Origin of the sequence: Sneathiella sp. (assembly GCF_029233945.1) — a bacterium.
Lineage (GTDB): Bacteria > Pseudomonadota > Alphaproteobacteria > Sneathiellales > Sneathiellaceae > Sneathiella.
In genome coordinates this window covers 1-26046 of record NZ_JARGOQ010000037.1, presented here as the reverse complement: position 1 = coordinate 26046, position 26046 = coordinate 1, and the positions used below count along the sequence as shown (strand labels likewise).

Genomic DNA, 26046 nt, shown 5'->3' with positions numbered 1-26046 from the left:
CGCGCAGGCGGCTGACGAATCTGCCATTTGTGCCATGCCGAATTAGCCCTTGACCTGCGGTCAGGTTGAGGAATTATCATAAAACCATGACGATGACTGAGAGGCATTATGACATTCAGAATTAACACGCTTGTTCCTGAGCTTTGGTGCTCGGATTTTCAGAAATCAATCGAGTTTTACGTTAAAACCATTGGGTTCAAGGTGGCACAGCAACGAAATAACGATCCCCATGCCTACTTGTCTCTGGAGGGGGGGCAGATCATGTTAGCGCATTGGAAACTTGATGGAAGCTGGGAACCCTGGCATCCCAAACCAATGGAACAACCCTTTGGACGCGGCGTGAATTTTCAGTTCATGGTCGATGACGTGCAGCGGATCTACGATCGCATCGTCTCCTCCGGTTTCAGGCCGTTCATGGATATTTACGATGCAGATATCTGGAAGTCAGATTGCATGGAAACACGGCGGCAATTTATGGTGCTTGACCCTGACGGCTATCTCCTGCGGTTTGCACAAGCTCTTGGAACTCGTACAGTCGAAGAAGCAGACCTTCAGCGCATGGATGAACAGTACGGAACAACTTCCCTCTGAAGAACTCACGGTCGAGGAATTCTGCGCGCTGGCGCGGGTCTACGCCGATCAGTAACCTTCGCGCAGGCGGCTGACGAAATCGATAAGGCCCGCCCGGCGGCGGGTGCGGAGCCGTTCCGCGGTCAGGATCGCCTTGACCTCGGCGAGGCAGTGATCGACATCCTCATTGACGACCACATAGTCATACTCCCGCCAATGGCTAATTTCTTCCGACGCCTTGGACATCCGCTGGGCAATCACGTCCGCAGAGTCCTGCGCGCGGGTCTTGAGCCGTTTCTCCAGCGCGGCGGTTGACGGCGGCAGGATGAAGATGCTCACCAGATCATCCCCTGCTTTCTGGGCGAGCTGCTGCGTGCCCTGCCAGTCGATATCGAAAAGAATATCCTGCCCGCCTTCGAGCGCCTTCTCCACGGGTTCGCGCGGCGTGCCGTAATAATGGCTGAACACCTTCGCATGTTCGAGAAGCTCGTCGCGGTTGATCATCAGGTTGAAATCGACCGGCTCGACAAAGAAATAATCCTTGGCCTCCTCCTCGCCGCGGCGGGGCGGCCGGGTGGTCGCAGAGACCGACATGACCAGATTGTCATCCTCCTTCAGCAGCGCGCGGGAAATGGTGGTCTTCCCCGCCCCCGAGGGGGAGGACAGCACCAGCATCAACCCCCGCCGTGTCAGGGCTTCCATCTCGACTTCAGGCGGCATAGACAAAACTCCTACTCAATATTCTGAACCTGTTCGCGCATCTTGTCGACCAGCACCTTGAGGTCGAGACCGATCTGCGTAAGCTCCTTGTCATGGGCCTTGGAGCAGAGGGTATTGGCCTCGCGGTTGAACTCCTGGCAGATAAAGTCGAGGCGCCGGCCCACCCCGCCGCCCGCGCCGTCCAGCAGCTCGCGCGTTGCCGCGATATGGCCGGTGAGCCGGTCAATCTCTTCCGAGATATCCGCCTTGGTGGTGAGGAGCGCGAGTTCCTGTTCCAGCCGTCCCTCCTCCAGCTCCGCCGCCTCCAGGATCAGCGCCATCTGCGCCTTGATCTTTTCGCGGGTCCGCTCGGGCCAGCTTTTCGTGATCTCTCCCGCGCGGGAAACCAGCGTCTCAATCTCATCAAGCTGCGCGCCAAGAACCGGGCGCAGCTGCGCGCCTTCTTCCGCGCGCGCCGCCGCCATGCTCTCCATCAGCTCTTCCGCCGAGGCGAGCAGCGCCGCCGCGAATCTGTCCGCATCGACATCGGCGGCCGGGTCTTCCTTCGGTTCGATCACGCCGCGCAACGCCAGCATGCCATCCATGCGCGGGCGGCGGGCCTGACCATCCTCCACATAGTGATGGGCGAGGGTGAGCAGTTCGTCGAGAAAATCCTGATTGACCTGATAGGCGACATCTGAGCCGCGGTTCTCAAGTTGCAGATGGAGGTTTATATTGCCGCGCTCAAATCGCGATTTGGCGGCTTTTCGCATCTTGTCTTCGAGATGATCAAATCCCGATGGCAGGCGGCAGCGCACCTCCAGCCCCCGGCCATTGACGCTTTTCATCTCCCAGAGCCAGCCGACCCCGTCGAGGGAGCCGCTCGCCCGGGCAAAGCCGGTCATACTGTTAATCGTCAAATTGGCCTCATGCAAAAGGGGACAGGATATGCGTTCCTGTATATCCGCTTACCGGCAAAGCGACAAGCGCGCGGCGCTATTTTTTAGGCGGCTCAATCCAGCCGGTGACGGCATTGATCATCCGCTGCAACGCGGCGAACAGGATCGCCGACAGCATCCCGCCCGCAAAGGCGATGGCATCAAGGGCGAAATCCGCCGTCGCGTCGCTCATGGGGAGCCAAATCTCGACAATCATGAAAAAGATCCCGCCGACCAGGCCGCCAAGCGTGCCGCGAAGGCCCGGCGATCGTTGCACCCCGCCGTCAAAGCGCCGGCGATAGACCGCCCGCGCGATATTGAGCGTCAGCAGCGTGAGCGTGCCCACCACGCCCCAGAGGAAGGCGGCGGTCAGACCGAATGACCAGGTGAGGTCAGCGGCGAAGTCATCGGTAAACATTTCCCCCACCAGATGCCGCGCCAGCAGCAGAAGCGGAAAGAGGATGAGGATCAGGATCGACAGGGTGAAAGGGATCGTCCAGAGGAGCGGCGCGCCCGCCGCGCTATCCTGCAAGGTCGTGCCGCTCACGCCGGAGGCCGCGAAAGTACCGGACGATATCTTGCGATAGGCCGCCTGCAAGGTGTGGTAGCAGGCCGTCTTCTCCGCCGGGGTTGTCGCCGCCTCGCTCACCGTGATGGCGGTATCGAGCGCGCCGAGTTCCGCCGCGGGCAGGTTGGAGGGATGATCGAGCAGATAATCCGACAAGCCCCGCGCCTTTTCCAGCAGCTCCGATAGATCGTTATGATCCACCGCCGCCTCCGGCTCTTTGGATGGAACTGACAGTACGGCGGGCGCTTTCACCTCTTCCTTTTTTGGCTTCTCTTCCTTTTCAGGCACCTCCGCTTGTTTGGAGTTTTCTTCCTGCTTTTGCTCGGGCGCAGGAGCGGGTTCGGGTTTTTGCTTTTCCTTGATTTCCGGTTTAGCCGGTGCCGCCGGAGGCGTCAGCACAGGTTCGGTTTCCTCCGGCGCGGCTGTCGCTATCGGTTGCATTGCAGGCGTTGAGGCGGGTGCGGCCTCAACCGTTGGCGGCTTAGGCGCGGGCGTGGACGTGGACGTGGTTTCCGGAGATGCCGCTTTTGCCGGGACGCTGCCAGCCGGTGCCGCCTCTCCCGCTGGCGTGGCAGCGGTGGCAGGCGGCGCTGTCTTGATATTTTTGTTCACCAGATTGAGGGAGGAGGCATCCAGTGTCTCGATCTCTTTTCGCAGTTCCAGCAACGCCTCGCGCAGGTCCTGGCGCTGCCGGAGCAGCGTCTGAATGGTATCCGTACTCACCGCCATGGGGCGCCCGCTCCTTACCTGGTTATTTTCGGCAATGACGTCCGGCAGCGGAAATTTGTGTCAAATCAGGCGGGCGACGCGAATTTTACTTGTTCTTGTTAAGTTTGCGCCATTTGCGGACATTGTCGTTATGCCCGTCCAGCGTGGTGGAGAAGGCATGCCCGCCCGTCCCGTCGGCCACGAAATAGAGGAATTTCGTTTCCTCCGGCTGCAACACGGCGCTCAGGCTTTCAAGGCCGGGGTTGGCGATCGGCCCCTTGGGCAGGCCCATCATCTGGTAGGTGTTATAGGCGGTCGGGGTGGCGAGATCCTTCTTGCTGAGCGGACGGCCAAGATCGCGCGTGCCGAGGGTGACGCCATAGACCACCGTCGGGTCCGATTGCAGCATCATGCCCTTGCGCAGGCGATTGAGGAACACCCCGGCGACGCGCGGCCGCTCTTCGGGAACCGCCGTTTCCTTCTCCACGATGGAGGCCAGGATCACCAGCTCTTCCGGGGATTTGATTTCCTTCGGGAGCGGGGTTGTCGCGATGACCGAGGCAATCGCCCCCTGCATCGCCGCCGCCATGCGCCCGATCAGCTCATCGCGGCTGTCGCCGAGGCGATATTGATAGGTTTCGGGCAGGAACGCGCCTTCGGGCATCTCGCGCGTGATCTCCCCCGCGAGCCCCGGTGCCGCCTCGACCAGTGCTTTTATCTCCCGGCTTTGCAGGCCTTCGGGGATGGTCAGACGGCGCTCGATCACCTTGCCCGAAACAAAGAGCGCCATCAGGTCCATGCCGGAAATACCCGCCGGAACGAGATATTCCCCGGCCTGAAGCCGTGCCGCATTTTCTTTAAGTCTTACACCAAAAACGAACGCCAGATTATTGTTAATGATAGTATTTTTCTCAAGATCGGCTGCCAGCGCGCGAAGGCCCGTCCCTTTTTCAAGGAGATAAACGGTCTCCGTCTCCAGCGGGCCGGGTGACTTGAAAAGATGCCAGCCATAGCCCAGCGCGCCGCCGAGCACGAGGCCCGCCACGATGATCAGCGCGATCAGGGTATAAAGGACTGGCTTCATCGCCTCCGCCCCGCGCCGGGTCAGACGCGCTTCATCACGAGGCAGGCGTTGGTGCCGCCAAATCCGAAGGAGTTGGAGAGAACCGCGTCCACCTTCTTCTCCTGCGCCTTGTTCGGCACGAGATTGATTTCAGAGCTTTCTTCCGGGTCCTGCAGATTGATCGTCGGGGGCAGGATGCCTTCATTCATCGCGAGGATGGAGAAGATCGCCTCCACACCGCCCGCCGCACCGAGCAAATGGCCGATCGCGGATTTGGTGGAGGACATGGAGAGATTTTTCGCCTGGGCGCCGAACAACCGCGCCACTGCGCCAACCTCGATAAAGTCGGCCATGGTCGAGGTGCCATGCGCATTCACATAGCCGATATCGTCAACACTCAGCCCGGATTTTTTGAGCGCCATCTGCATTGCGCGGTAGCCGCCGTCGCCATCGCTTGCGGGCGCGGTGATATGGTAGGCATCGCCGGAGAGGCCATAGCCCAGAACCTCGGCGTAGATTTTCGCGCCGCGTTTCTTCGCATGCTCATATTCTTCGACGACGACAACGCCCGCGCCCTCACCCATCACAAAGCCGTCGCGGCCCTTGTCATAGGGACGTGACGCCGTTTCCGGCGCGTCATGATAGGAACTGGAGAGCGCCTTGGCGGAGGCAAAACCGGAGATACCGAGGCGGCAGATCGCGCCTTCCGCGCCGCCCGCCACCATGACGTCGGCATCGTCATCGGCAATCATCCGCGCCGCATCGCCAATGGCGTGGGCGCCGGTCGAACAGGCGGTGACCACCGCATGGTTCGGGCCCTTGTAGCCGTGACGGATGGAGACCTGGCCGGAGACCAGATTGATCAGCGCGCCCGGAATAAAGAACGGCCCGATGCGCCGGGGTCCGCGTTCATGGAGGGTAATGGCATTCGCCTCGATCGAGGGCAGGCCGCCGATGCCGGAACCGATGGTGACACCGGTGCGGCAGAATTCCTCTTCCGTTGCGGGTTTCCAGCCGCTGTCCGCAATCGCCTCATCCGCGGCGGCAATGCCGAACTGGATAAAGCTGTCAACTTTCCGCTGCTCTTTCGGCGCCAGATAGTCGTCCGCGATAAAGGAATCCGGCTGGTCGGGATCGATCGGCACTTCGCAACCATAGCGGACAGGCAAATCCGTCGTGTCGATCTTGGTGAGCATCGCCGCCCCGGATTCACCGGCGATCAGCTTTTTCCAGGTCGGCCCAACTCCGTTCGCCAGCGGGGTTACAAGCCCCAGTCCGGTTACCACCACTCGTCGCATGCGTCACCCACTGTATAGTTTCAGGAAAAGAAATGCGGAACCCCGGGTCCCGGCCAGTTACGCAGCTTCGATATGCGTGATGGCGTCTTTTACTGTCAGGATTTTTTCAGCGGCGTCATCCGGAATTTCAATGCCAAATTCTTCTTCAAACGCCATGACAAGCTCGACCGTATCCAGGCTGTCTGCGCCCAGATCGTCAATAAAGCTCGCCTCTTCCGTTACCTTGCCTTCATCTACTCCGAGATGCTCAACAACGATTTTTTTAACGCGCCCTGCGATATCACTCATATCTGTATCCTTAGAAAATCCGACAGTTCAAAAAGTATATGCTCATTCCTTACCCCCAAGGTGCCAAAAATTCAAGCACCATTGGCGGTCAATTTGGTGCGGCTTCCTAACATACTTTGATCCTCTTGCAAAGAAAACCTCACCGTGATTTGATTTTTATATGGGAGCCATGCCAGCGTAATCAAATCATTGCCATGCCGCCGTTCACATGCAGCGTCTGGCCGGTCATATAGGCCGCCTCGTCCGAGGAAAGATAGACCACGGCGGCGGAAATATCAGCGGGATCGCCCAGTTTCCCGGCCGGAACCGCTGACAGAAGCGCGTCTTTCTGTGCGTCGGGCAGCGCATCCGTCATCGCCGTTTCGATAAAGCCCGGCGCCACGCAATTCACCGTGATGCCGCGTGTCGCCACTTCCTGCGCAAGGGATTTCGACATGCCGATCATCCCCGCTTTCGAGGCCGCATAGTTCATCTGCCCCGGATTGCCCGTCACCCCGACGATGGAGGTAATGCCGATGATCCGCCCGAAGCGCCGCTTCATCATGCCGCGAAGCGCATTGCGCGAGAGCTTGAACGCGGCTTTCAGATTGACATCCATGACCAGGTCCCAGTCCTCGTCCTTCATCCGCATGGCAAGGCCGTCACGGGTCAGGCCCGCATTGTTGACCAGGATATCCACCTGCCCCATCGCCTCTTCGGCCTGTTTGATCAGGGCATCGACCGCCGCCTCGTCAGAAAGGTTGCAGGGCAGCACATGGACGCGATCCTTTAGCTGCGCCGCCACGATATTCAGCGCGTCTTCGCGGGTGCCCGAAAGCGCCACCGTCGCGCCCTGCTTATGCAGATCGCGCGCAATCGCCGCGCCGAGACCGCCGGACGCGCCGGTCACCAGCGCGCATTTTCCTGTCAGGTCAAACATTCTCTTCTACTCCCGCTTCCCTTAGAGTTTCGCCAAAAAGGCGTCGATATCCGCCGGTGTGCCGACGGCCGAGCCGGTCATCTCGCGGTTTATCCGGCGGACCATGCCGGTCAGGATCTTGCCGGCGCCGAGTTCCACCAGTTCAGTGACGCCCTGCTCGCCCATATAAAGGACGCTCTCGCGCCAGCGGACCCGGCCCGTCACCTGCTCCACCAGCAGGCGGCGGATGGTATCGGGATCGCTCACCTCACTTGCCGTCACATTGGCGACAAGCGGCACCCGCGGCGGCGAAATCACCACCTCTTGCAGCCGTTCCGCCATCGCGTCGGCGGCGGGCTGCATCAGCGGGCAATGGAACGGCGCACTCACGGGGAGCAGCATCGCCTTCTTCGATCCCTTGGCGGTGGCAATCTCGATCGCGGCCTCGACCGCCGCCTTATGGCCGGAAAGCACCACCTGGCCATTTGCATTGTCATTGGCGACCACGCAAACTTCGCCGGAGGTGGATTTTTCCTGCGCCTCCGCCACGGCCTCTTCCACCGGCCCTATCTCCAGCCCGAGGAGCGCGGCCATCGCGCCGACACCGACCGGCACCGCCTGCTGCATCGCCTGCCCGCGCGCTTTCAGCAATCGCGCCGCATCGGAAAGATCGAGCGCGCCGGCGGCCGTCAGCGCGGAATATTCACCGAGGGAATGCCCGCCGACATATTTGACGGTTTTCGCAAAATCCATATTGCCGTCTTTTTCAAGGACACGGACCACCGCCATGCTGACCGCCATCAGGGCGGGCTGTGCATTCTCGGTCAGGGTCAGCTCCTCGATCGGGCCTTCGAACATCAGCCGGGAAAGATTCTGGCCGAGCGCCTCATCCACCTCCTCAAAGACTTCGCGGGCGGCGGCATGGCTCTGCGCCAGTTCCTGCCCCATACCGACGGCCTGGCTGCCCTGGCCGGGAAATACAAATGCACGTGTCATGGTTTTTTCGGGTCCAATTCTGGTCAAGTTACTGTCACAGTCATATTGCAGCAAAATTTCCTGTCAAGCCCACTTGCATCTGGCGGTAAAATCTGTATAGTCCGCCGCCTCAATACTCCTTGCCGACGGAGGTCGGCTAAGTCTGTTCGGTTACATGTCGTAACTCCAGACACCCAAGAGCCATAAGGAGCTTTATATATGCCTCTGTATGAGACAGTTATTATTGCGCGTCAGGACATCTCCACCCAGCAGGTGGAAACGCTGACCGAAAATATGTCCAGCTTTATCACTGAGGGGGGCGGAAACGTCGCCAAGGTTGAAAACTGGGGCCTTCGCAATCTTGCCTACAAGATCAAGAAAAACCGCAAGGGCCATTACGTTCTCCTCAATCTCGACACACCGGTCGATGCCATGAAGGAAATGGAACGCAACCTGCTTCTGAATGAAGACGTGCTGCGTCACATGACCATCAAGGTCGAAGAGCTGGAAGAAGGCGACAGCGTGATGCTGCAGAGCCGCAGCGCCCGCCCGGAACGCCGCCGTGACGACGATGACGGTGATGACAAGCCTGCTGCAAAAGCCTCTGATGAGGACAAAGCAGAAGACAAGTCCGAGGACACATCCGACGATAAAACCGACGAAGGGGACGCATAATGGCTGACGCACAACGCCGCCCGTTTTTCCGCCGCCGCAAAACCTGCCCGTTCACGGGAGACGGCGCGCCGAAGATCGACTATAAAGATGTCAAGCTTCTGCAGCGCTATGTATCCGAGCGCGGGAAAATCATGCCAAGCCGGATCACCGCCGTTTCCGCCAAGAAACAGCGCGAACTGGCAACGGCCATCAAGCGGGCAAGAAACCTTGCGCTATTGCCGTTTCTGGTAAAATAGAAAGTCCGGGGGCGGTGCGCTTTACCGGCCCTGGAGTAAATAGACAATGGTCAAGGAACTGGTAGTTGCCGTTGCGCTCGGTGTTCTGAACACGGCGCTCGTCATGCTTTCCATCGTTGGAAATGCGGGCGGCACCACGTTAGGGACGGCACTGCAGACCCTGATCTTCTGGATATTGTCACTGGTCCCGCTGTTTGTGTCCGGGCTGGGGTTTGGCGTGAGAAGCGCCGTTATCTCCGCCCTCACCAGTGTGGTGGTCGCCGCCTTTGCGATCAACATGGACTTCGCGCTCGCCTATGCGGTGGTTTCCGGCCTTCCGGTAATCCTGCTGGTTCGGCAGGCGCTGCTCTGGCAGGAGAGTGACGGCGTAAGATACTGGTACCCCGCCGACCGTCTGTTGATGTGGTGGGCGGGTATCTCAATCGGACTGACGCTGCTGGCCATGGGCCTGCTGCAATGGGACGATGCGCTGCGGCAGGCGCTGATCGACGGGTTCGATCAGATGCTGGTGCAGATGATGGAAATACAGGGTGTCGCCCCGGCACTGACCGGCGTGGAATTTGTGGCGATGTTGCCGCAGTTTCTGGGCCCGATGTGGGGACTGTTTATCCTGTTGAGCGGCTGTTTGGCCCAAGGGCTGCTGGTCCGCTTCAGCAGGAATCTCCGGCCGACACCGGAACTGACGAAGATGGCGCTGCCGAACTGGCTCGCGCTGGCCTTTATCGGAGCGACGGTCATAAGCGTCCTTTTGGATGCGACCGTCCCGCTGCTGGGGGCCGTGGTGATCACGCTGGAGATACTGTTCTTCCTGCAGGGAATGGCGGTTATCCATGTGGTGTCACATAGATGGAACGGACGCCCGTTTATTCTGGGCGCGATCTATGTGGCGACGGTTATGATGTTATGGCTGGTCCTGATAATCGCGATATTGGGGCTGATGGAAAATTGGGTCGGGTTCCGGCGTCGCTTTGCGCCCGCCCCCCGCCAGGAGGAAGACTGATGGAAGTAGTATTACTGGAAAGAATTGAGAAACTCGGTCAAATGGGGGACGTCGTTTCGGTCAAGAACGGTTATGCCCGCAATTACCTGTTGCCGCAGAACAAGGCGCTCCGGGCGAGCAAGGAAAACCTCTCGGTTTTCGAAGCCCAGCGGGCCCAGCTCGAAGCGGATAACCTGAAACGCCGCGAGGAAGCGGAAAAAGTCGGCGAGAAGCTCGACGGCGAAGCCGTTGTCCTGATCCGCGCGGCCTCCGAATCCCAGCAGCTTTACGGCTCTGTCAGCACGCAGGATATCGCGAAAGCGGTTACCGAGGCCGGCTTCACCGTGAGCCGCAAGCAGATCGAGCTGGACAAGGTCCTGAAAACACTCGGCCTGCATGACATCAAGGTGCGTTTGCATCCGGAAGTCGCTGTCTCGGTCACGGTCAACATTGCCCGCTCGAACGAGGAAGCGGAAATTCAGGCACGCGGCGAATCTGTTGAGGAAGCCGCCGAAGCCAAGCTCGATGGCCGCGACGAAGCCGTCGTCAATGTTTTTGAATCCACCGCCGATGTGGATGTCGAGGAACTTGAGCAGGTTGCCGCCGGTGTTGATGTTGATGCCGAGACGGAAGAAACCAAGGACGACGCGTAAGCCGCCTCCCCTTTTTACGACACAACAAAAACGGTGCCCTTTGCGGCGCCGTTTTTTTATCCCCGAAGTTCACAGGCTGGGGATAACCCTTATCCACAGCTTTTTTAAAAACGATCTTTCCGCGTGCATTCGAAAGTATGTTAGTATTCCTCCATGGAAACCGTATCGCTTAATGACGGCCGTCTGGACGAGGATAGCAATGGCCCCGCCTATCGCACGGCCCCGCATAATATAGAGGCAGAGCAGGATCTGCTCGGCGCGATTCTCGTCAATAACGATGCGGCAGCGAAGGTCTCGGGCTTCCTGAAGCCGGAACATTTCGCCGAGGATGTGCATCAGCGCATTTACGACGCCGCCACCTTGCTGATCGAGCGCGGGGAAATCGCCGATCCGGTCACGCTCAAATCCTATTTCGACCGCGACGAGGGCCTTGCCGATATCGGTGGCTCGCAATATCTGGCCCGCCTCGCCGCCTCCGCCACCACCATCATCAATGCGGAAAATTACGGCCGGCTGATCTATGACCTTGCCATGCGGCGCGAACTGATCCTGCTGGGCGAAGACATTGTCAACACCGCCTATGATTCGGACCTGGAGGAAACCTCCCAGTCGCAAATCGAGAATGCGGAGCAGAAACTCTTCTCCCTCGCCGAGAACGGGGCGCATGAAGGCGCGCTGATGCCGGTCCGCGTTGCCGTGGATGAGGCGCTCAAATCCATTGAGGAGGCGTTCCAGCGCGATGGCAATCTGGTCGGCGTGACAACGGGCCTGAAAGACATGGACGGCAAGCTCGGCGGGTTGCATAAATCCGACCTTCTCATCCTTGCCGGGCGTCCCTCCATGGGGAAAACCTCGCTCGCCACCAATATCGCCTATAACGCGGCGAAGGCCTATCATGCGACGGGCGGCAAGGAGGGCGCGGTTGTCGGCTTCTTCTCCCTCGAAATGTCGGCGGAACAGCTGGTTGGCCGTATCCTCGCGGAGGCGACCGAGATCAGCTCGGAAAAACTCCGCCGCGGCGACCTCAGCGATGACGAGTTTGCCAACAAGCTGGTGCCGGAAACGGCGCGGCTCTCCGAACTGCCGCTTTATATCGATGATACGCCCGCGCTTTCCATCGCGGCGCTGCGGACGCGCGCGCGGCGGCTCAAACGCAGCCATGGCCTCGGCCTTGTCGTGGTTGACTATCTGCAGTTGATGAAGGGCTCCGGCCGGCGTCAGGATAATCGCGTCCAGGAAATATCCGAGGTGACGCAGGGCCTCAAAGCCATCGCGAAAGAGCTCGATATCCCCGTGATCGCGCTGTCGCAGTTGTCGAGACAGGTCGAGAACCGCGATGACAAGCGCCCGCAGCTTTCTGACCTTCGCGAATCCGGCTCGATCGAGCAGGACTCCGACGTGGTCATGTTCGTCTATCGCGAAGGCTATTACGAGGAACGCAAGGCACCGTCGGAGGGCACGCCCGAGCATGCCGACTGGCAGGAGCGCATGTCGCGCCTGCATAACCTCGCGGAAGTCATCATCGGCAAGCAGCGGCATGGCCCGATCGGCATTATCAAGCTGCATTTCAAGCCCGAATTCACGCGCTTTGGCGATTATATCTCCGACGAATATCTGCCGGACCATCATTGAGCGGAGACGATAGTAGATGGATCCGAAACTGGCCGGCGCGCATCTGACGATCGACCTTGCGGCCCTGAAAGAGAATTACCGCCTGCTGAGGGATCAGGCCGCGCCCGCCGAATGTGCGGCGTCGGTCAAGGCGAATGCCTACGGCCTCGGGATCGAGCGGGTCGGCCCGGCCCTTTATGAGGCGGGATGCCGCCGCTTCTTCGTCGCGCTGCCCGGCGAAGGCGTCACGCTCCGTGCCCTTCTCCCCGACGCGGCCATCCATATTCTGGGCGGGATCCTGCCCGAGACCGAGGAGGTCTATGTCGCGCATAATCTGGTGCCGGTCCTCAACTCCCTCCATGACATCCGGCAATGGGCGGCGTATGCGACAGACCATGGGCCGCTTCACGCGCTTCTCCATCTCGATACGGGGATAACCCGCCTTGGCCTGCTGGAGGCGGAAATACGGGAGCTGGCGGCAACGCCGGAGCTACTGGAAAACATCAAGATCGATTTCGTGATGAGCCATTTGGCCTGCGCTGATATGCCCGATAATCCGATGAACCGCGAACAGCTTGAAAAACTTCATTTTTTCCGCTCCATCCTGCCCGAAGCCTTGCGTGAGACGCCCGTCTCCTTCGCCAATTCCGCCGGGATATTTCTGGGCGCCGAGTTTCATTTCGATATGGTCCGCCCCGGCATCGCGCTTTTTGGCGGCAACCCCCGCGCGAGTACGGCCAATCCGATGCGCGAAGTGGTGCGGTTACGCGGGCGTATCCTGCAGGTTCAGGACGTTGACAGCGAAATTCCCGTTGGCTATGGTGCGACATTCCGAACTGAAGGATCAAGCCGGATTGCGACCGTTTCTGTGGGCTACGCAGACGGCTATTTCCGCGCCCTGGGTAATAAGGCTGAATGTGCGGTTAAGACGATCAAGGTTCCAGTAGTAGGGCGCGTTTCCATGGATATAATCACCATCGATGTCAGCAAGGTTCCGGCGGAAGACTGCCAGCCTGGTGCCTTTGTCGATCTGATCGGCGGCGCGGTGCCGCTTGATGAAGTGGCCGCCCATGCGGAGACGATCCCGTATGAAATCCTGACCTCCCTCGGCAACCGCTATTACCGTGAATATCTGGACGCGGCGGTCTAGGGGATGGAAAAGAATTTTCTAGCCACAATCGGACGGGTCTTTTTGTCCTTCATGGCCGCGGTCGGCCGGATTGCCATCTTCACCGCCCATAGCCTGCGCCATTGCATCGTGCCGCCCTATTATCTTCGCCTGCTCGGCAAGCAGATGATGGATATCGGCTATTACTCGCTCCCCGTGGTCGGGATGACGGCGCTGTTTACCGGGATGGTGCTGGCGCTGCAGATTTATGTCGGCTCCTCGCGCTTCAACGCGGAGAGCGCGGTCGCGACCATCGTTGTCATCGGCCTCACCCGCGAACTGGCCCCGGTCCTCTCCGGCCTGATGATCGCGGGCCGGGTCGGCGCGGCCATCGCCGCCGAGATCGGCACCATGCGCGTCACCGAGCAGATTGACGCCCTCGTCACCCTCTCCACCAACCCGTTTAAGTATCTTGTCGCCCCGCGCCTGATTGCGGGTCTGGTCACCCTCCCCTTCCTCGTGCTGATCGGCGATATCATCGGCGTCTCGGGCGGTTTTCTGGTGGCGACGGAGAAGCTCGGCTTCAATGCCAGCAACTATCTCAACAATACCTTCGAATTTCTTGAAATCCGCGACGTGGTGTCAGGCCTGATCAAGGCGAGCGTGTTCGGCTTTATCGTCACATTGATGGGCTGCTATCACGGGTTCAACTCGACCGGCGGCGCGCAAGGGGTCGGCAAGGCAACGACGAACGCGGTGGTCTCCTCCTTCGTGCTGATCCTGATCAGTGACTATTTCCTCACCGTCCTGCTGATCGATTAAGGGTCATGGCCGAGACACCGAAAATCGAGCTTCGCAACGTCTGCAAGGCCTTCGGCAAGAAGGTCATTCTCGATAACCTCAACCTGTCCATTGCCGAGGGGGAATCGCTGGTCGTCATCGGCGGCTCCGGCACCGGGAAATCGGTCATGCTGAAATGCATCCTCGGCCTCCTGAAACCTGAAAGCGGGGAGATCCTTATCGACGGGGAGGATATCACCAACGCCAGCAGCCACAAGCGCGAACAGATCTTGCTCAAGACCGGGATGCTGTTTCAATATGCCGCCCTGTTCGACAGCCTGACGGTATGGGAGAATGTCGCCTTCGGCCTGATCCAGGCCCATGGCATGAAGCGTAAAGAGGCAAAGGATATCGCGATCAAGAAACTCGCCCTTGTGGGCCTCGGCCCCGACCTTGCGGACAAGACCCCGGCGGAGCTGTCCGTCGGCATGCAAAAGCGCGTCGGCCTCGCCCGCGCCATCGCGGCGGAGCCGGAGATTATCTTCTTCGATGAGCCGACGACCGGCCTCGATCCGATCATGGGCGATGTGATCGACAACCTGATCCGCGACTGCACGCAGGACCTCGGCGCGACAACGCTCACCATTTCCCACGATATGGAGAGTGCGCAAAAAATTGCAGACCGTATCGCGCTCCTTTATAAGGGGAATGTGGTTTGGGCGGGCCCGGCGGCGGACATTGATACCTGCGGCGACCCTTATGTGGAGCAATTTGTCCATGGCGATGTGGATGGCCCGATCAAGCTGGATATTTTGAAACCCTGAATTTTTGGGCAATCCGCCCATGTTTGAGACTTTTACGGCGGCGACCGAAACAGATTAAAACGGAAAGCTGAATGGCGCGACCCAGCGAACAATTCACCTGCCAGAACTGCGGCGAAACCTATCGGAAGTGGCAGGGGCGCTGCGATTCCTGCGGGGAGTGGAACTCGCTTCTTCAAAGCACCGCCGATGTGGCCGTGCCGAGCGGCCTCACCACCGGCAAGGGGCGCAACCTCACCTTTACGGCGCTCAATGCCGATATCTCCGACTATAAACGCACGATCAGCCATATCGGCGAGCTGGACCGCGTCTTGGGCGGTGGCTTCGTGCCGGGTTCCTCCATCCTGATCGGCGGCGATCCCGGCATCGGCAAATCGACGCTGCTGCTTCAGGCGGTCGCGAAAATGGCGATGGCGGGCGCGCCTTGTATTTACATCTCCGGGGAGGAGGCAACGCAGCAAATCTCCATGCGGGCGCAACGGCTCGGCCTGGCCGATGCGCCGGTGCAGCTTGCCTCCGCCAACTCAATCCGCGATATCATCACCAGCGTGGAAAAGACAAGCCCCGCGCCGAAACTTCTGGTCATCGATTCGATCCAGACCGTCTTTGCCGATAACCTGCCGAGTGCGCCGGGCACGGTCGCGCAGGTCCGCGCCTCCGCTCAGGAGCTGATCCGCCTCGCCCGCAAAACCGGCACCAGCGTTATTCTGGTCGGCCATGTCACCAAGGACGGGCAGATCGCCGGTCCCCGCGTGCTGGAGCATATGGTCGATACCGTGCTTTATTTCGAAGGGGATCGCGGCCATCAGTTCCGGATTTTACGCGCGGTCAAGAATCGCTTCGGCGCGACGGATGAAATCGGCGTATTCGAGATGTCGGACGCCGGCCTGAAAGAGGTCGCCAACCCCTCCTCCCTCTTTATCAGCAGCCCCGACAAGACAATCAGCGGCGCCTCGGTCTTTGCCGGAATGGAGGGGACACGACCCTTGCTGGTTGAAATTCAGGGGCTGGTCGCCGCCACGGCGCAGGCCACCCCGCGCCGCGCTGTCGTCGGGTGGGATAATGCCCGCCTCGCCATGATCCTCGCCGTGCTGGATACGCGCTGCGACCTTTCCTTTTCGGGCAGCGAGGTGTATTTGAATGTCGCGGGCGGGCTTCGGGTGCAGGAACCGGCGGCGGACCTCGCCGTGGCGGCGGCGCTTGTCTCCTCCGTCTCGGATATTCCGGTGCCGCCGGGCAGTCTTTTCTTTGGGGAGATTGGTCTTTCCGGTGAGGTGCGCCCCGTCGGCCAGACCGACGCCCGGTTGAAGGAGGCGGCGAAACTCGGCTTTACCACCGCCATCATCCCGGCGGGCAGCAAGGTCAAAAGCGGGCCGATGAAGATTATTGAAATTGCGCATTTACGGGAAATCGTCTCGCTCTTCTCGGAGACCAAGCCGATGACCCGGGCAGTATAGGAGTATCCATGGAAAACATGCCCATCCAAGGCGCCGACGCCGTTATACTGGTGATCCTGCTGATTTCGGCGATCTTCGGCTTCGTCCGGGGGTTCGTGAAGGAAACCCTCTCGGTCGCGGGCTGGGTCGGCGCGGTTTTCCTCAGTCTTTACCTGTTTCCGTTGCTCCAGCCGATCGCGCGGGAGTTCATTCTGAACCTGCTGATCGCAGATATTTTGACCGGGGCGGTGATTTTTATTCTCTCTCTCGTCATTTTGTCCTATATCAGCCATGCAATATCGGAAAAGGTCAAGGCATCGAGCCTGGGCGCGCTGGATCGCTCCCTCGGTATTTTCTTCGGCATCGCGCGCGGTGCCATCCTGCTCGGGATCGCCTGGCTGATTTTCGTCCAGTTCATCCCGGAGAAAGACCGGCCGGACTGGGTATTGCAGGCGAAGATGCTGCCGATTATCGAAGCCAGCGGCGAGTTTATTGCCCGGCTGCTGCCACCGGATATGCAGGAGAACCTGAATATTTCGAAGGAAAGCGACAAAGACACCATGGATCGCCTGAAAGAGAAATATGACGAGCTGCCCGACAGCGTGAAGGACGGGCTGAAAGACGGTGCCGAAGGGGCCAAAAACCTCCTCGACAAGGGCTATGATGACAAGGCCAGACAGCAGATGGAAAACCTAACCAAGAGCTCACAGGAAAAACCCTAATGACAGAGATTTCCGCCGACCGCGTTTCGTGCAATCCGTTTGATGATGACAAGCTGCATGAGGAATGCGGGGTATTCGGAATTTATGGCCATTCGGAAGCGGCCGCCCTCGCCGCCCTCGGCCTCCATGCGCTGCAGCACCGGGGTCAGGAAGCCGCCGGGATCGTCAGCCATGATGGCAAACATTTCCATTCCCACAAGGCCATGGGCAAGGTCGGCGACAACTTCTCGACCGAGGAAGTGATCAACAGCCTGAAGGGCAGCGCCGCCCTCGGCCATAACCGCTACGCCACGACGGGCGGCACCGTCCTTCGCAATGTCCAGCCAATTTTTGCCGATCTCGCCAATGGCGGCCTCGCCGTCGCCCATAACGGCAACCTCACCAACGCCTCCACCCTGCATCGCCGCCTCGTGCAGGAGGGCAGCATCTTCCAGTCCACCATGGACACCGAAGTCATTATCCATCTCGTCGCCAACAGCAAGAAAACCCGCATTGTCGATTGCCTCGTCGATGCGATGTCGAAGATCACCGGCGCCTATTCCCTCGTCGCGCTGACCAGCAAGAAGATGATCGGCATGCGCGATCCCCACGGGGTGCGCCCGCTGGTGCTCGGCAAGCTCGAAAACGCCTATATCCTGACCTCGGAGAGTTGCGCGCTTGATATCATCGGCGCGGAATTCATCCGCGATGTATCGCCGGGCGAAGTCATCGTCGTGGACGATAGCGGGATCAGTTCCCACTTCCCCTTCTCCGCCCCGCCCAAGCGCTTCTGTATTTTCGAGCATATCTATTTCTCCCGCCCCGACAGCGTGGTCGAGGGGCGCTCGGTCTATGATGTGCGAAAGGCCATCGGGCGCCAGCTCGCGCTTGAAAACTCGGTCGAGGCCGACCTGATCATCCCCGTGCCCGACAGCGGCACCCCCGCCGCCATCGGCTATGCGGAAGAATCGGGCATCCCCTTCGACCTTGGCATCATCCGTAACCATTATGTGGGCCGCACCTTTATCGAGCCCACGGACCAGATCCGCCATCTCGGCGTCAAGCTGAAACATAACGCCAACCGCGCGCTGATCAACGGCAAGCGCGTCATCCTCGTCGATGATTCCATCGTCCGCGGCACCACCTCGACCAAGATCGTGCAGATGGTGCGGGAGGCCGGCGCAACCGAGGTGCATATGCGCATCGCCAGCCCGCCGACCACCCATAGCTGCTTCTACGGGGTTGATACGCCGAGCCGCGCCAAGCTGCTCGCCGCGCAGTATGAACTTGATGAGATGTGCGCTTTCATCGGCGCGGACAGCCTCAATTTCATCTCCCTCGACGGGCTTTACAAGGCCATGGGCGAAGAGGGGCGCAATAACAAGCAGCCGCAATATTGCGACGCCTGCTTCACCGGCGACTATCCGATCGAGCTCGTCGATAACGAGAGCGGCGTCGATAAGGAACTCACCCTGCTCGCCGAGCGATATTAATACCTAAGCCGAACGAAAGATCTCATGTCATTGAAACTGAAAGATAAAGTGGCGCTGATCACCGGCGCCTCAAGCGGCATCGGCGCGGCGGTTGCGAAAAAATTCGCGGGGCACGGCGCGCATGTCATCCTCGTTGCGCGCTCCGTCGGCGGGCTGGAGGAAGTGGATGACGATATCCAGAAGGCGGGCGGCAGTGCGACGCTCGTGCCGCTTGATTTGCTCGACACCGCCGCCATCGACGGCCTCGCCATGCCGCTCTATGAGCGCTGGAAAAAGCTCGATATCCTGGTCGGCAACGCGGGCATGGTCGGCAAGCTGATGCCGACGCAGCAATATGTGCCGGAGCTGTGGGAAGAGGTCTTCCGCCTCAATGTCCATGCGAACCAGCGGCTGCTCCGCGCCCTCGATCCCCTGCTCCGCCAGAGCGAGGCGGGCCGCGCGCTGTTCGTCACCGCCGCGCCCGCCCATGAGAACAAGCAGTTCTGGAGCGCCTATGCCGCCAGCAAGGCAGCCCTTGAGGTGATCGCGAAAACCTACGCCGCCGAGGTCGCCAAAACGAACGTCCGTGTCAACCTCATCGACCCCGGCCCGACCCGCACCCGCCTCCGCGCCATCGCCTACCCCGCCGAAAACCCGGAGGACCACCCCCTCCCCGACACCAAGGCGCAGATGTTCCTCGACGCTGTGCTGAGCGATAAGAATGGGACGGTGTTTGGAAATTAGGTACTCTCAGTAGCATTTTCCTCGGTTGAATTGCGCAACTAAAAATGTAATATTTCCATTAGAAAAATCTATCTATGCGAAAACTATTCTTCTATTGACCGCTGGCCTCCACCCTATGGTGGTTGCCTTAGGATCGGTTAAACTATCGATTCAATGTGGGGACAAGCTGTGAAGGTAATTGCCAAATTCGATAACTTGAAAAGCATTTCTGATGAAAGGTTACTGGCTAGACTAGAAAAGTATATCAATATGCCTGATGGTGAACTCAATCTTGAAATAGGCAGAGAATATACAGTTTATGGGATAGTGTTTTGGGATAACAGCCCTCTATTTTATCTATGTGATAGTGAAATGGACGAATTTCCAACACCCTTCTTCGCAGAATTTTTTGATATCTCAGATGATAGACTCTCAAGATTTTGGAGATTGGAAACATACGATAATGGCGTAGGTCAAATTTCTTCTGCGCTTGTATTTCCTGAATGGGCAGCTAACCACTTTTTTTATGAACGGCTCTTGGATGGTCATGCCGAGGAAATCGAACTATTTCTGAAATATCGCAAACTTATGGATCGCGAATTTAGACCGTTCGAAAACAGGGAAGATCAACTCCGTTCAATGGTAAGCGACGCACTTCTTTATAGCTGGGATCCAATTGGAATCTCTGAGTATCCAGTAGCTCGCGATGAATATGATAGTTATGTAGGAGGCGTCTGTAATCATTTGATGAACGGCGCATGTATTGAACAGTTATTTCAGCACCTCTGGATCATAGAAACTGAAACAATGGGATTAGGTGGAGATAAGGAACATACAAAAGACTTCGCAAAAAAACTCTATCGTCTTTTCAACTCAGAGTAATTCAATCTCACAACCTCACCCCTTATCCGCGTAAGGATTTTTCCCCGTCCTTGGAAAAATCCGGATCGGGACGGCGGGGAGGTTGAAGTCCTCGCGGAGGCCGTTCACGAGATAGCGCAAGTATGATTCCGGCAGTTCGCCGCGGGAGGACATAAACAAGCTGAAGGTCGGCGGGCGGGCCTTTACCTGCGTCATATAGCGGATTTTAAGGCGGCGGCCCTTGGCCATGGGCGGCGGATGCTGCTCCAGCATAATTTCCAGCCAGCGGTTGAGCTTTGCGGTCGAGATGCGGGTATTCCAGAGCTCATACACCTCCAGCACCGCCGGGATCAGCTTTTCCACCCCGCGCCCGGAAAGCGCCGACAACGTAATCACCGGCACGCCGCGCACCTGCGGCAGCGAGATCGAGAGCCGGTCGCGGATCAGCTTCAAGGTGCCCTGCCGGTCTTTTACCGTGTCCCATTTATTCACCGCGATGACGAGGGCGCGCCCCTCCTCGATCACATGGGCGGCGATGGTAAGGTCCTGTTTCTCGAAAGTTTCTTCCGCATCGACCATGAGGACGACCACCTCGGCCATGCGGATCACGCGAAGGCTGTCGGCAACGGAGAGTTTTTCAAGCTTCTTCTGCACCCGCGCCTTTTTGCGGAGGCCCGCCGTATCGACAAGCTTGATCGCGCGGCCTTCATAGTTCCATTCAACGGCGATGGCGTCGCGCGTGACCCCGGCCTCCGGCCCGGTCAGCATCCGCTCCTCCCCGATGAGATGATTGACGAGGGTCGATTTCCCCGCATTCGGGCGGCCGACGATAGCAAGCTGCAGGGGCTTTTCGTCGTCGTCCTCGTCCTCGTCGCCCTCTTGCGCCTCGAACGGGAGCAGCACGTCAAACAGCTCCGACAGCCCTTCGCCATGCTCGGCGGAGAGGGCAATCGGCTCCCCAAGGCCGAGGGAGAAACTCTCCATCAGGCCCGGCATCCCGGCCTTGCCCTCGCATTTATTGGCAACGAGAATAACCGGCGTTTCCGACTTTCGAAGCCAGCCCGCGAAATGCTTGTCCAGCGGCGTGATCCCCGTGCGCGCATCGATCAGCATCAGCGCGACGTCCGCTTCCTCCAGGGCGATTTCCGTCTGGCGGCGCATCCGCCCCTCCAGACTGTCGTCGAATTTTTCTTCCAGCCCCGCCGTGTCGATCACCCGGAAATGAAGGTTGCTGATGCTCGCCTCGCCTTCGCGGCGGTCACGGGTGACGCCCGGCGTATCATCGACAAGCGCCAGCTTCTTGCCCACCAGACGGTTGAACAAGGTCGATTTGCCGACATTCGGGCGGCCAATAATCGCAACGGTAAAGGACATCTTCTATTCTTCGCTTGAGGCGCGCAACGCCACCAGATCGGCGTTGTCCGTCAGGATATAAAGGGTGTTTCCGGCCACCACCGGCGGGATCGAGGCATTGTCGGACAGCTCAATCTGGCCGAGCACCTTCCCGTCATAGGGAGAGACCGAGACCGCCACGCCGTAGTTCGAGACCAGGATCAACCGGTCGCTCGCCAATATCGGGCCGGTCCAGATGATAAGATCGCGCTTGTCCTCCGGATCCTCATATTTCCCCAGCGGACGGACCCAGCGGATCAGGCCGTTGCGCCGCGACAGGCAGACGAGATCGCCATCGGTCGTGACGACAAAGAGGAAATCGCCCGCGACCCACGGAGTCTGAAGCGTCGAGATTTCCTGATCCCAGATCCGGTTGCCCGAGCGGAGATCGACGGCGATCATGCGGCCGGAATAGCTGGCGGCATAGACGACGCCCCGGTCGATCACCGGGAAGGCGTTGATATCGGTGAGCGAGGTGAGCGAGCTGTAAAAACGGCGGCGAACGAGTTGATCGCTCCAGGCCTGCTGCCCGTTGACGGCACGGAGAGCGAAAATCTCCCCGCTCGCGAAGGGCACGACGACGGTGCCGCTTGCAAAGGCCGGGCTGGCCGCGCCGAGAAGGCCGGTGGTTTCCACGCCGCCCTCAAAATTCCAGTTGATCTCTCCCGTCGCCGCGTCGAAGGCGAAAATCCGGCTGTCGAAGGTGATGGCGAAAACCTGCATATCCGCAACGGTCGGCGCGGCGCGGAGCGGCACGCCGAGGCTGGTTTTCCAAAGTTCCTCGCCGGTCTCCCCATCCAGCGCAATCGCATCCCCGTAGGACGTCGTGACAAAGACACGGCCATATTCGTAACTAACACCGCCGCCGATGCTGCCCTCGTCCTCATCTTCCGGCGTCAGGTTCCGCTCCCACAGCTTGCTGCCATCCGCCGCCGAATAGGCGGTGACGGTGGTACTGCTGTCCATCACATAGACCTTGCCATTCGCGATCACCGGGGAGGAGAACATGCGGTTCTCGTCATCCGAGCCATCGCCGATATCGACGCGCCAGGCTTCCTTCAGGTCATCGCCAAGTTCCAGATGATAAAGCGCATGGTTCGGGATGCCGCCGGCCTGCGGCCAGTTGGCATTCTCATACGGGGCCGGCAGGCGCACTTCCAGATCGGCGAGGCCCGCATCGGCCTCCAGCGTCTGTTCCAGCGAGAGGATCGAGATCCGGTCCCCGGGAAGCGGCGGCGCCTCCGGATTGCCGAACCAATCGCAAGCGGCAAGCGTAAGGAGCGCCGCGCCCGCGAGGGCCGGTCGCATGGACTGCCGGATCAGGGTAAACCGTGGGCGCATCAGCATTCGATCACTTATCCTCAATCGCGGCGAGAAGCTGGCTCACCCGGGCCTTGATATCCTCGGGCGTGGCGGCGTCATTCTGGATCAGGGCCAGCACCTCTTTCGCCTTCGCACTGTCGCCATCCTTGATATAGCTGAGCGCGAGCAGTTCATTGGCCGACGCGCTCCAGAGGCCGCCGGGTTCCGTCAGCGGGGCGATCCGTTCGCGCAGCTGATCGGTCGTGCCGGTGTCGAGCAGATAATAACCCGCAAGCAGGCTGGCGAGCGATGAAAATTCCGTATCGACCGAACCATCCGCCGCGAGCCTTTCATAAACGAGGAGGGCTTTCTCTCCCTCGCCTGCGGCGATCATCGCCTCGGCCTCACGAAGCGCGGCGAGCGGACGATATCCGCTATTCCCTGATTCTGCGAGACCGGCAAAGGCGGCGGCGGCCTCACCGTGTTTTTCATCGGTGGCAAGCGCGGCGGCGGCCTCGAATTCGGCGCCCTGGCTGCGCGACTGGCTCACCGTGTAATTCTGCCATCCGACATAGCCCGCAGTGCCCGCGACGATCAGGACCGCCAAGGCAATGACATATTTGCCATAGCTCTTCCACAGCGCCAGGGATTTTTCCTTGCGGACGTCTTCATCCACCTCATTAAAAATATCGGCCACAAAAAACTCCAGTTCCGCCGTCAAAATCCGGTGCAAAATAAACCGCCGGGGCAATTTAAGCAAATGTTGTCTCGCGCATCGCGGAAAATTTGATAATTTGGCCGGAAAGCTCGCGAAACTATATAGTATGGCGGAGTATATAACCATTCGGAACGGAATTTCATGGGCGAAGGGCAAATTTTACAGCTGGTGGCAATGGTGGCGGTGCTCTTCCTCGTGCTGCCGGGGTTTCTTTACTACACGCGGCGCGCAGGCAAGGCGGCCCTGTTGCGCAACATCGCGATCTGGCTCGCGCTGGCGCTGGTCATCGCTTTCCTCTACAAGACCTTCGGCAGCGGGTAGAGGGGCGAACCGGACGGTGCGGGGTCTCCCCCTCCAGAGCATCCGGGCTATGGTTGAAAGGAGGACACCGGTTCCCATCCGCGTCAAGACGCAAGGCTCTGGCCAAGAGCCGGGCAATCTCTCTTCGGAAAAGTTCCTGTTGGGGAGACGCGGCGGACGATTGCACGCCGCCATTTGCGCCAAAAAGAAAGGCTGACAAACAGAGGTCGCGGCAAATTTCGTCCGAGGGGTCCCACCTGGGCGTCCAAGAAACTGACGGGGATACCGACATGCACATTCATGTTTTGAATAAGCGCCGGTCCTCGCCGCTCACGACGATGCCGATTTTTATCCGGCACAGGACGTCCTATTTATCCGCAAGGCGCCATTAAAGAAAAGCGTCCTTTAAAATTCGTCCCAATTCCGGCGATACCAGTTCGCAGAGGGTCTCTTTTTCGTGGTATCATCGACATCGCTATATATCGGGAATTTGGTATCCAAGCTGTCCTAGACCTCCTTTGGAATTCCCCCGGAAAAAGGGGCGAAGTGGCAGTGAAATCCAATTCCTTCTAGCCCGCGCAGTATAGCATGACTACGCCGCATATGCAATAACCCTAATGATAAACTGCCGCGATGGCGGCATCGGAAAAGCGCACCGCCGCCCTGTTCGCCCGGCCCCGCAGTGAGGCGAGTCCGCAAGCGCCCGTTCTGTCACGATAAAATTCTTTACAAGCCCGACATGGCCTATAAAATCGGGAGCTAAACATCCACTGCAAGTTGTTCGCCTCGAACGCCATTTCCCAGAGATTACCGGGGACCAGAAAAGGAAGACACAGACCGTGCCAAAAAAAATCCTGACGATCCTCATCCTCCTGAGCCTGTCCCTCTTCTCCGTCGGGAGTGTACAGGCGGACTGGCTGGATAAATTGAAAGACACCGCCAAGGAACTGACCGACAAGGCGGGGCAAGCGATCAAGGAAGCGGCGCCCGAAGCGCCCAGCACCTCCGACGGCGAGGGCCAGGTGAACAAGCCGGCAACGACCGCAGAGCCCACCAAACCCGTCGCGCCGGAGACCAAGACAGTGGCGACACCCACCGCCCCGGCGACGACGGCCCCGTCTGGCTCTGCGGTCACCGGCAATAATGACAAGACGCTGGTGATGGCAACGCAGAAGGAACTGAAACGTCTTGGCTATGACATTGGCGTCGATGGCGCCTATGGCCCGAACACGAAAAAGGCAATCGCCGCCTTCCAGTCATCCCACAGCCTCACAGCGGACGGCAATGTCACCCCGGACCTTGTCAGCACGCTGAAGGCCGCACCGACGCCTATGGGCACCGCCACCTCCGAGAAGAACGAGACGGCAGCGACAAAAGCGGAACCGGCCACCGCAACGACAACCGCCGCCGCGCCGGAGAAGAAGACGCCCGCGCCAAAGGCAGCAGAGCCGAAGGCACCGGAGCCTAAAGTCGAACAAGCAGCCGCCCCACAGAAATCCCTCAACCCGGGTGATTACGACCGCGCCTATGCCTATGAAGGCGGTGCGCCGCAGTTGGAAGGGAAATGGCTGCTGATCAAGGATCGGCTGCCGGAGCGGTTTTATGCCGAGATCAAGGGAGAAGAACTTTTCGCCCAGCGCGATCTGCGCAGCATGCAGGCGCCGCCCGATGTCAAGATTGACATGCGCAAAATGGTCGGGAAAGACTTCCGGAAAACCGACAGCTATGATCCACCCTCTGTTATCCTGATCCGCTTCGGTGGAACGGTTATCACGGCGAAGAATATCTCGGGTGGCGGTTCGGCGAACCTCCGCTTTCAGGCAAAGGGGCCGGAGGTGGCTGCCCTGCTCGCCCATGTGCAGGCAGGCAATGATTTTGAATTCCGCGTCGATAACTTCGAACCCTTCCTCTATAGCGAGGAATGGACGACTTTCTCCTCCCCTCCGCCGGAAATAGCTGCGGCAAAGCAAGCGGCAAAGGATAAGCAGGCCGCTGCACAGGCCGCTTATCAGGCTGAGCAGGACAAAATAGCAGCCTATGCGGAGACCCTGTCTCCGGAGAGTAAAATAGTCTATGAGCAGTGTGAGCAAAGCAACTCGGCAAGAACATATTACTCCTGTCAATGCATCGCACAGAATATCGGCACGCATGTTGATAAAACCGCTGCAAGCCAACGAGAGGAATCGGAGAAGATCTTCATTTATCATTATGGAGAAGATGGAAAAAGAGCCGTCGAGAATATAGACAAGCTAAATTTAACGGCGGAACAGAAG

27 protein-coding genes are annotated in these 26046 nt (G+C 59.1%); 16 read left to right on the top strand and 11 right to left on the bottom strand.

Translation table 11 applies throughout. The features are described 5' to 3' along the window. Positions 1-108: 108 nt before the first annotated feature. Positions 109-591: a VOC family protein gene (locus tag P1U71_RS12555; protein ID WP_301105952.1), complete on the top strand. Its 483-nt coding sequence runs from the start codon at positions 109-111 to the stop codon at positions 589-591. A gap of 48 nt (positions 592-639) precedes the next feature. Here P1U71_RS12555 and gmk read toward each other — a convergent pair whose 3' ends face one another. From gmk to fabD, 8 genes are all read right to left on the bottom strand, one after another. Beyond that, positions 640-1290 carry a guanylate kinase gene (gmk, locus tag P1U71_RS12550; RefSeq protein WP_301105951.1) on the bottom strand — a complete coding sequence of 217 codons (651 nt, stop codon included), beginning with the start codon at positions 1288-1290 and terminating at the stop codon, positions 640-642. Positions 1291-1301: 11 nt separating this feature from the next. Further along, positions 1302-2189, bottom strand: a complete 888-nt coding sequence (locus tag P1U71_RS12545) for a YicC/YloC family endoribonuclease (protein WP_301105950.1) — start codon at positions 2187-2189, stop codon at positions 1302-1304. Positions 2190-2265: 76 nt separating this feature from the next. Then, entirely contained in the window at positions 2266-3504 is a 1239-nt protein-coding gene (locus P1U71_RS12540) for a hypothetical protein (protein WP_301105949.1), read from the bottom strand. A gap of 85 nt (positions 3505-3589) precedes the next feature. Continuing rightward, positions 3590-4567 carry an endolytic transglycosylase MltG gene (gene mltG, locus P1U71_RS12535; protein ID WP_301105948.1) on the bottom strand — a complete coding sequence of 326 codons (978 nt, stop codon included), beginning with the start codon at positions 4565-4567 and terminating at the stop codon, positions 3590-3592. 20 nt (positions 4568-4587) lie between these two features. Beyond that, positions 4588-5844: a beta-ketoacyl-ACP synthase II gene (gene fabF, locus P1U71_RS12530; RefSeq protein WP_301105947.1), complete on the bottom strand. Its 1257-nt coding sequence runs from the start codon at positions 5842-5844 to the stop codon at positions 4588-4590. 57 nt (positions 5845-5901) lie between these two features. After that, positions 5902-6132: an acyl carrier protein gene (locus tag P1U71_RS12525; protein ID WP_301105946.1), complete on the bottom strand. Its 231-nt coding sequence runs from the start codon at positions 6130-6132 to the stop codon at positions 5902-5904. 181 nt (positions 6133-6313) lie between these two features. Continuing rightward, positions 6314-7051, bottom strand: a complete 738-nt coding sequence (fabG, locus tag P1U71_RS12520) for a 3-oxoacyl-[acyl-carrier-protein] reductase (RefSeq protein WP_301105945.1) — start codon at positions 7049-7051, stop codon at positions 6314-6316. Positions 7052-7072: 21 nt separating this feature from the next. After that, positions 7073-8026 carry an ACP S-malonyltransferase gene (fabD, locus tag P1U71_RS12515; RefSeq protein ID WP_301105944.1) on the bottom strand — a complete coding sequence of 318 codons (954 nt, stop codon included), beginning with the start codon at positions 8024-8026 and terminating at the stop codon, positions 7073-7075. Positions 8027-8224: 198 nt separating this feature from the next. Here fabD and rpsF point away from each other — a divergent pair, with 198 nt between their 5' ends. The 13 genes from rpsF (at position 8225) to P1U71_RS12450 (ending at position 20082) form a co-directional block, all read left to right on the top strand. Next, positions 8225-8680: a 30S ribosomal protein S6 gene (gene rpsF, locus P1U71_RS12510; protein WP_301105943.1), complete on the top strand. Its 456-nt coding sequence runs from the start codon at positions 8225-8227 to the stop codon at positions 8678-8680. Further along, entirely contained in the window at positions 8680-8916 is a 237-nt protein-coding gene (gene rpsR, locus P1U71_RS12505; RefSeq protein ID WP_161315505.1) for a 30S ribosomal protein S18, read from the top strand. The genes rpsF and rpsR overlap by 1 nt, the downstream gene beginning before the upstream one ends. 46 nt (positions 8917-8962) lie before the next feature. After that, a complete protein-coding gene (locus P1U71_RS12500) occupies positions 8963-9916 on the top strand; it encodes a DUF2232 domain-containing protein (RefSeq protein ID WP_301105942.1) in 954 nt (317 codons plus the stop codon). After that, a complete protein-coding gene (rplI, locus tag P1U71_RS12495) occupies positions 9916-10548 on the top strand; it encodes a 50S ribosomal protein L9 (RefSeq protein WP_301105941.1) in 633 nt (210 codons plus the stop codon). The genes P1U71_RS12500 and rplI overlap by 1 nt, the downstream gene beginning before the upstream one ends. Positions 10549-10701: 153 nt before the next feature. After that, complete coding sequence (locus P1U71_RS12490; protein WP_301105940.1) at positions 10702-12180, top strand: replicative DNA helicase; 1479 nt, start codon at positions 10702-10704, stop codon at positions 12178-12180. A 16-nt stretch (positions 12181-12196) separates the two neighbouring features. After that, positions 12197-13309 (top strand): alanine racemase, encoded by a 1113-nt coding sequence (gene alr / locus P1U71_RS12485; protein ID WP_301105939.1) that lies wholly within the window; start codon positions 12197-12199, stop codon positions 13307-13309. Positions 13310-13312: 3 nt separating this feature from the next. Beyond that, positions 13313-14089, top strand: coding sequence for an ABC transporter permease (locus P1U71_RS12480; protein WP_227950202.1), 777 nt, complete (start codon positions 13313-13315; stop codon positions 14087-14089). 5 nt (positions 14090-14094) lie between these two features. Beyond that, a complete protein-coding gene (locus P1U71_RS12475) occupies positions 14095-14871 on the top strand; it encodes an ABC transporter ATP-binding protein (RefSeq protein ID WP_301105938.1) in 777 nt (258 codons plus the stop codon). A 71-nt stretch (positions 14872-14942) separates the two neighbouring features. Then, complete coding sequence (gene radA / locus P1U71_RS12470; RefSeq protein ID WP_301105937.1) at positions 14943-16325, top strand: DNA repair protein RadA; 1383 nt, start codon at positions 14943-14945, stop codon at positions 16323-16325. Between the two features lie 8 nt (positions 16326-16333). Next, complete coding sequence (locus tag P1U71_RS12465; RefSeq protein WP_301105936.1) at positions 16334-17026, top strand: CvpA family protein; 693 nt, start codon at positions 16334-16336, stop codon at positions 17024-17026. Next, complete coding sequence (gene purF / locus P1U71_RS12460) at positions 17026-18498, top strand: amidophosphoribosyltransferase (protein WP_301105935.1); 1473 nt, start codon at positions 17026-17028, stop codon at positions 18496-18498. Before P1U71_RS12465 ends, purF begins: the two co-directional genes overlap by 1 nt. Positions 18499-18522: 24 nt before the next feature. After that, the gene (locus P1U71_RS12455; RefSeq protein WP_301105934.1) at positions 18523-19221 is read left to right on the top strand and encodes an SDR family NAD(P)-dependent oxidoreductase; all 699 of its coding nucleotides are present in this window, start codon (positions 18523-18525) and stop codon (positions 19219-19221) included. A 168-nt stretch (positions 19222-19389) separates the two neighbouring features. Further along, on the top strand, positions 19390-20082 hold the full coding sequence (locus P1U71_RS12450; RefSeq protein ID WP_301105933.1) for a hypothetical protein: 693 nt from the start codon (positions 19390-19392) through the stop codon (positions 20080-20082). Between the two features lie 15 nt (positions 20083-20097). Here P1U71_RS12450 and der read toward each other — a convergent pair whose 3' ends face one another. Genes der through P1U71_RS12435 form a run of 3 tightly spaced genes read right to left on the bottom strand, consistent with a single transcriptional unit; the run spans position 20098 to position 23452 of the window. Next, entirely contained in the window at positions 20098-21435 is a 1338-nt protein-coding gene (der, locus tag P1U71_RS12445) for a ribosome biogenesis GTPase Der (RefSeq protein WP_301105932.1), read from the bottom strand. A 3-nt stretch (positions 21436-21438) separates the two neighbouring features. After that, complete coding sequence (locus P1U71_RS12440) at positions 21439-22800, bottom strand: PQQ-binding-like beta-propeller repeat protein (protein ID WP_301105931.1); 1362 nt, start codon at positions 22798-22800, stop codon at positions 21439-21441. Positions 22801-22804: 4 nt separating this feature from the next. Continuing rightward, positions 22805-23452, bottom strand: coding sequence for a tetratricopeptide repeat protein (locus tag P1U71_RS12435; protein ID WP_301105930.1), 648 nt, complete (start codon positions 23450-23452; stop codon positions 22805-22807). A gap of 162 nt (positions 23453-23614) precedes the next feature. On the opposite strand from P1U71_RS12435, the gene P1U71_RS12430 reads away from it, so the two are divergent. Continuing rightward, positions 23615-23794, top strand: coding sequence for a hypothetical protein (locus P1U71_RS12430; protein ID WP_301105929.1), 180 nt, complete (start codon positions 23615-23617; stop codon positions 23792-23794). Positions 23795-24612: 818 nt separating this feature from the next. Next, positions 24613-26046: peptidoglycan-binding protein (locus P1U71_RS12425; RefSeq protein ID WP_301105928.1), on the top strand; the 1434-nt coding region annotated here is incomplete at its 3' end.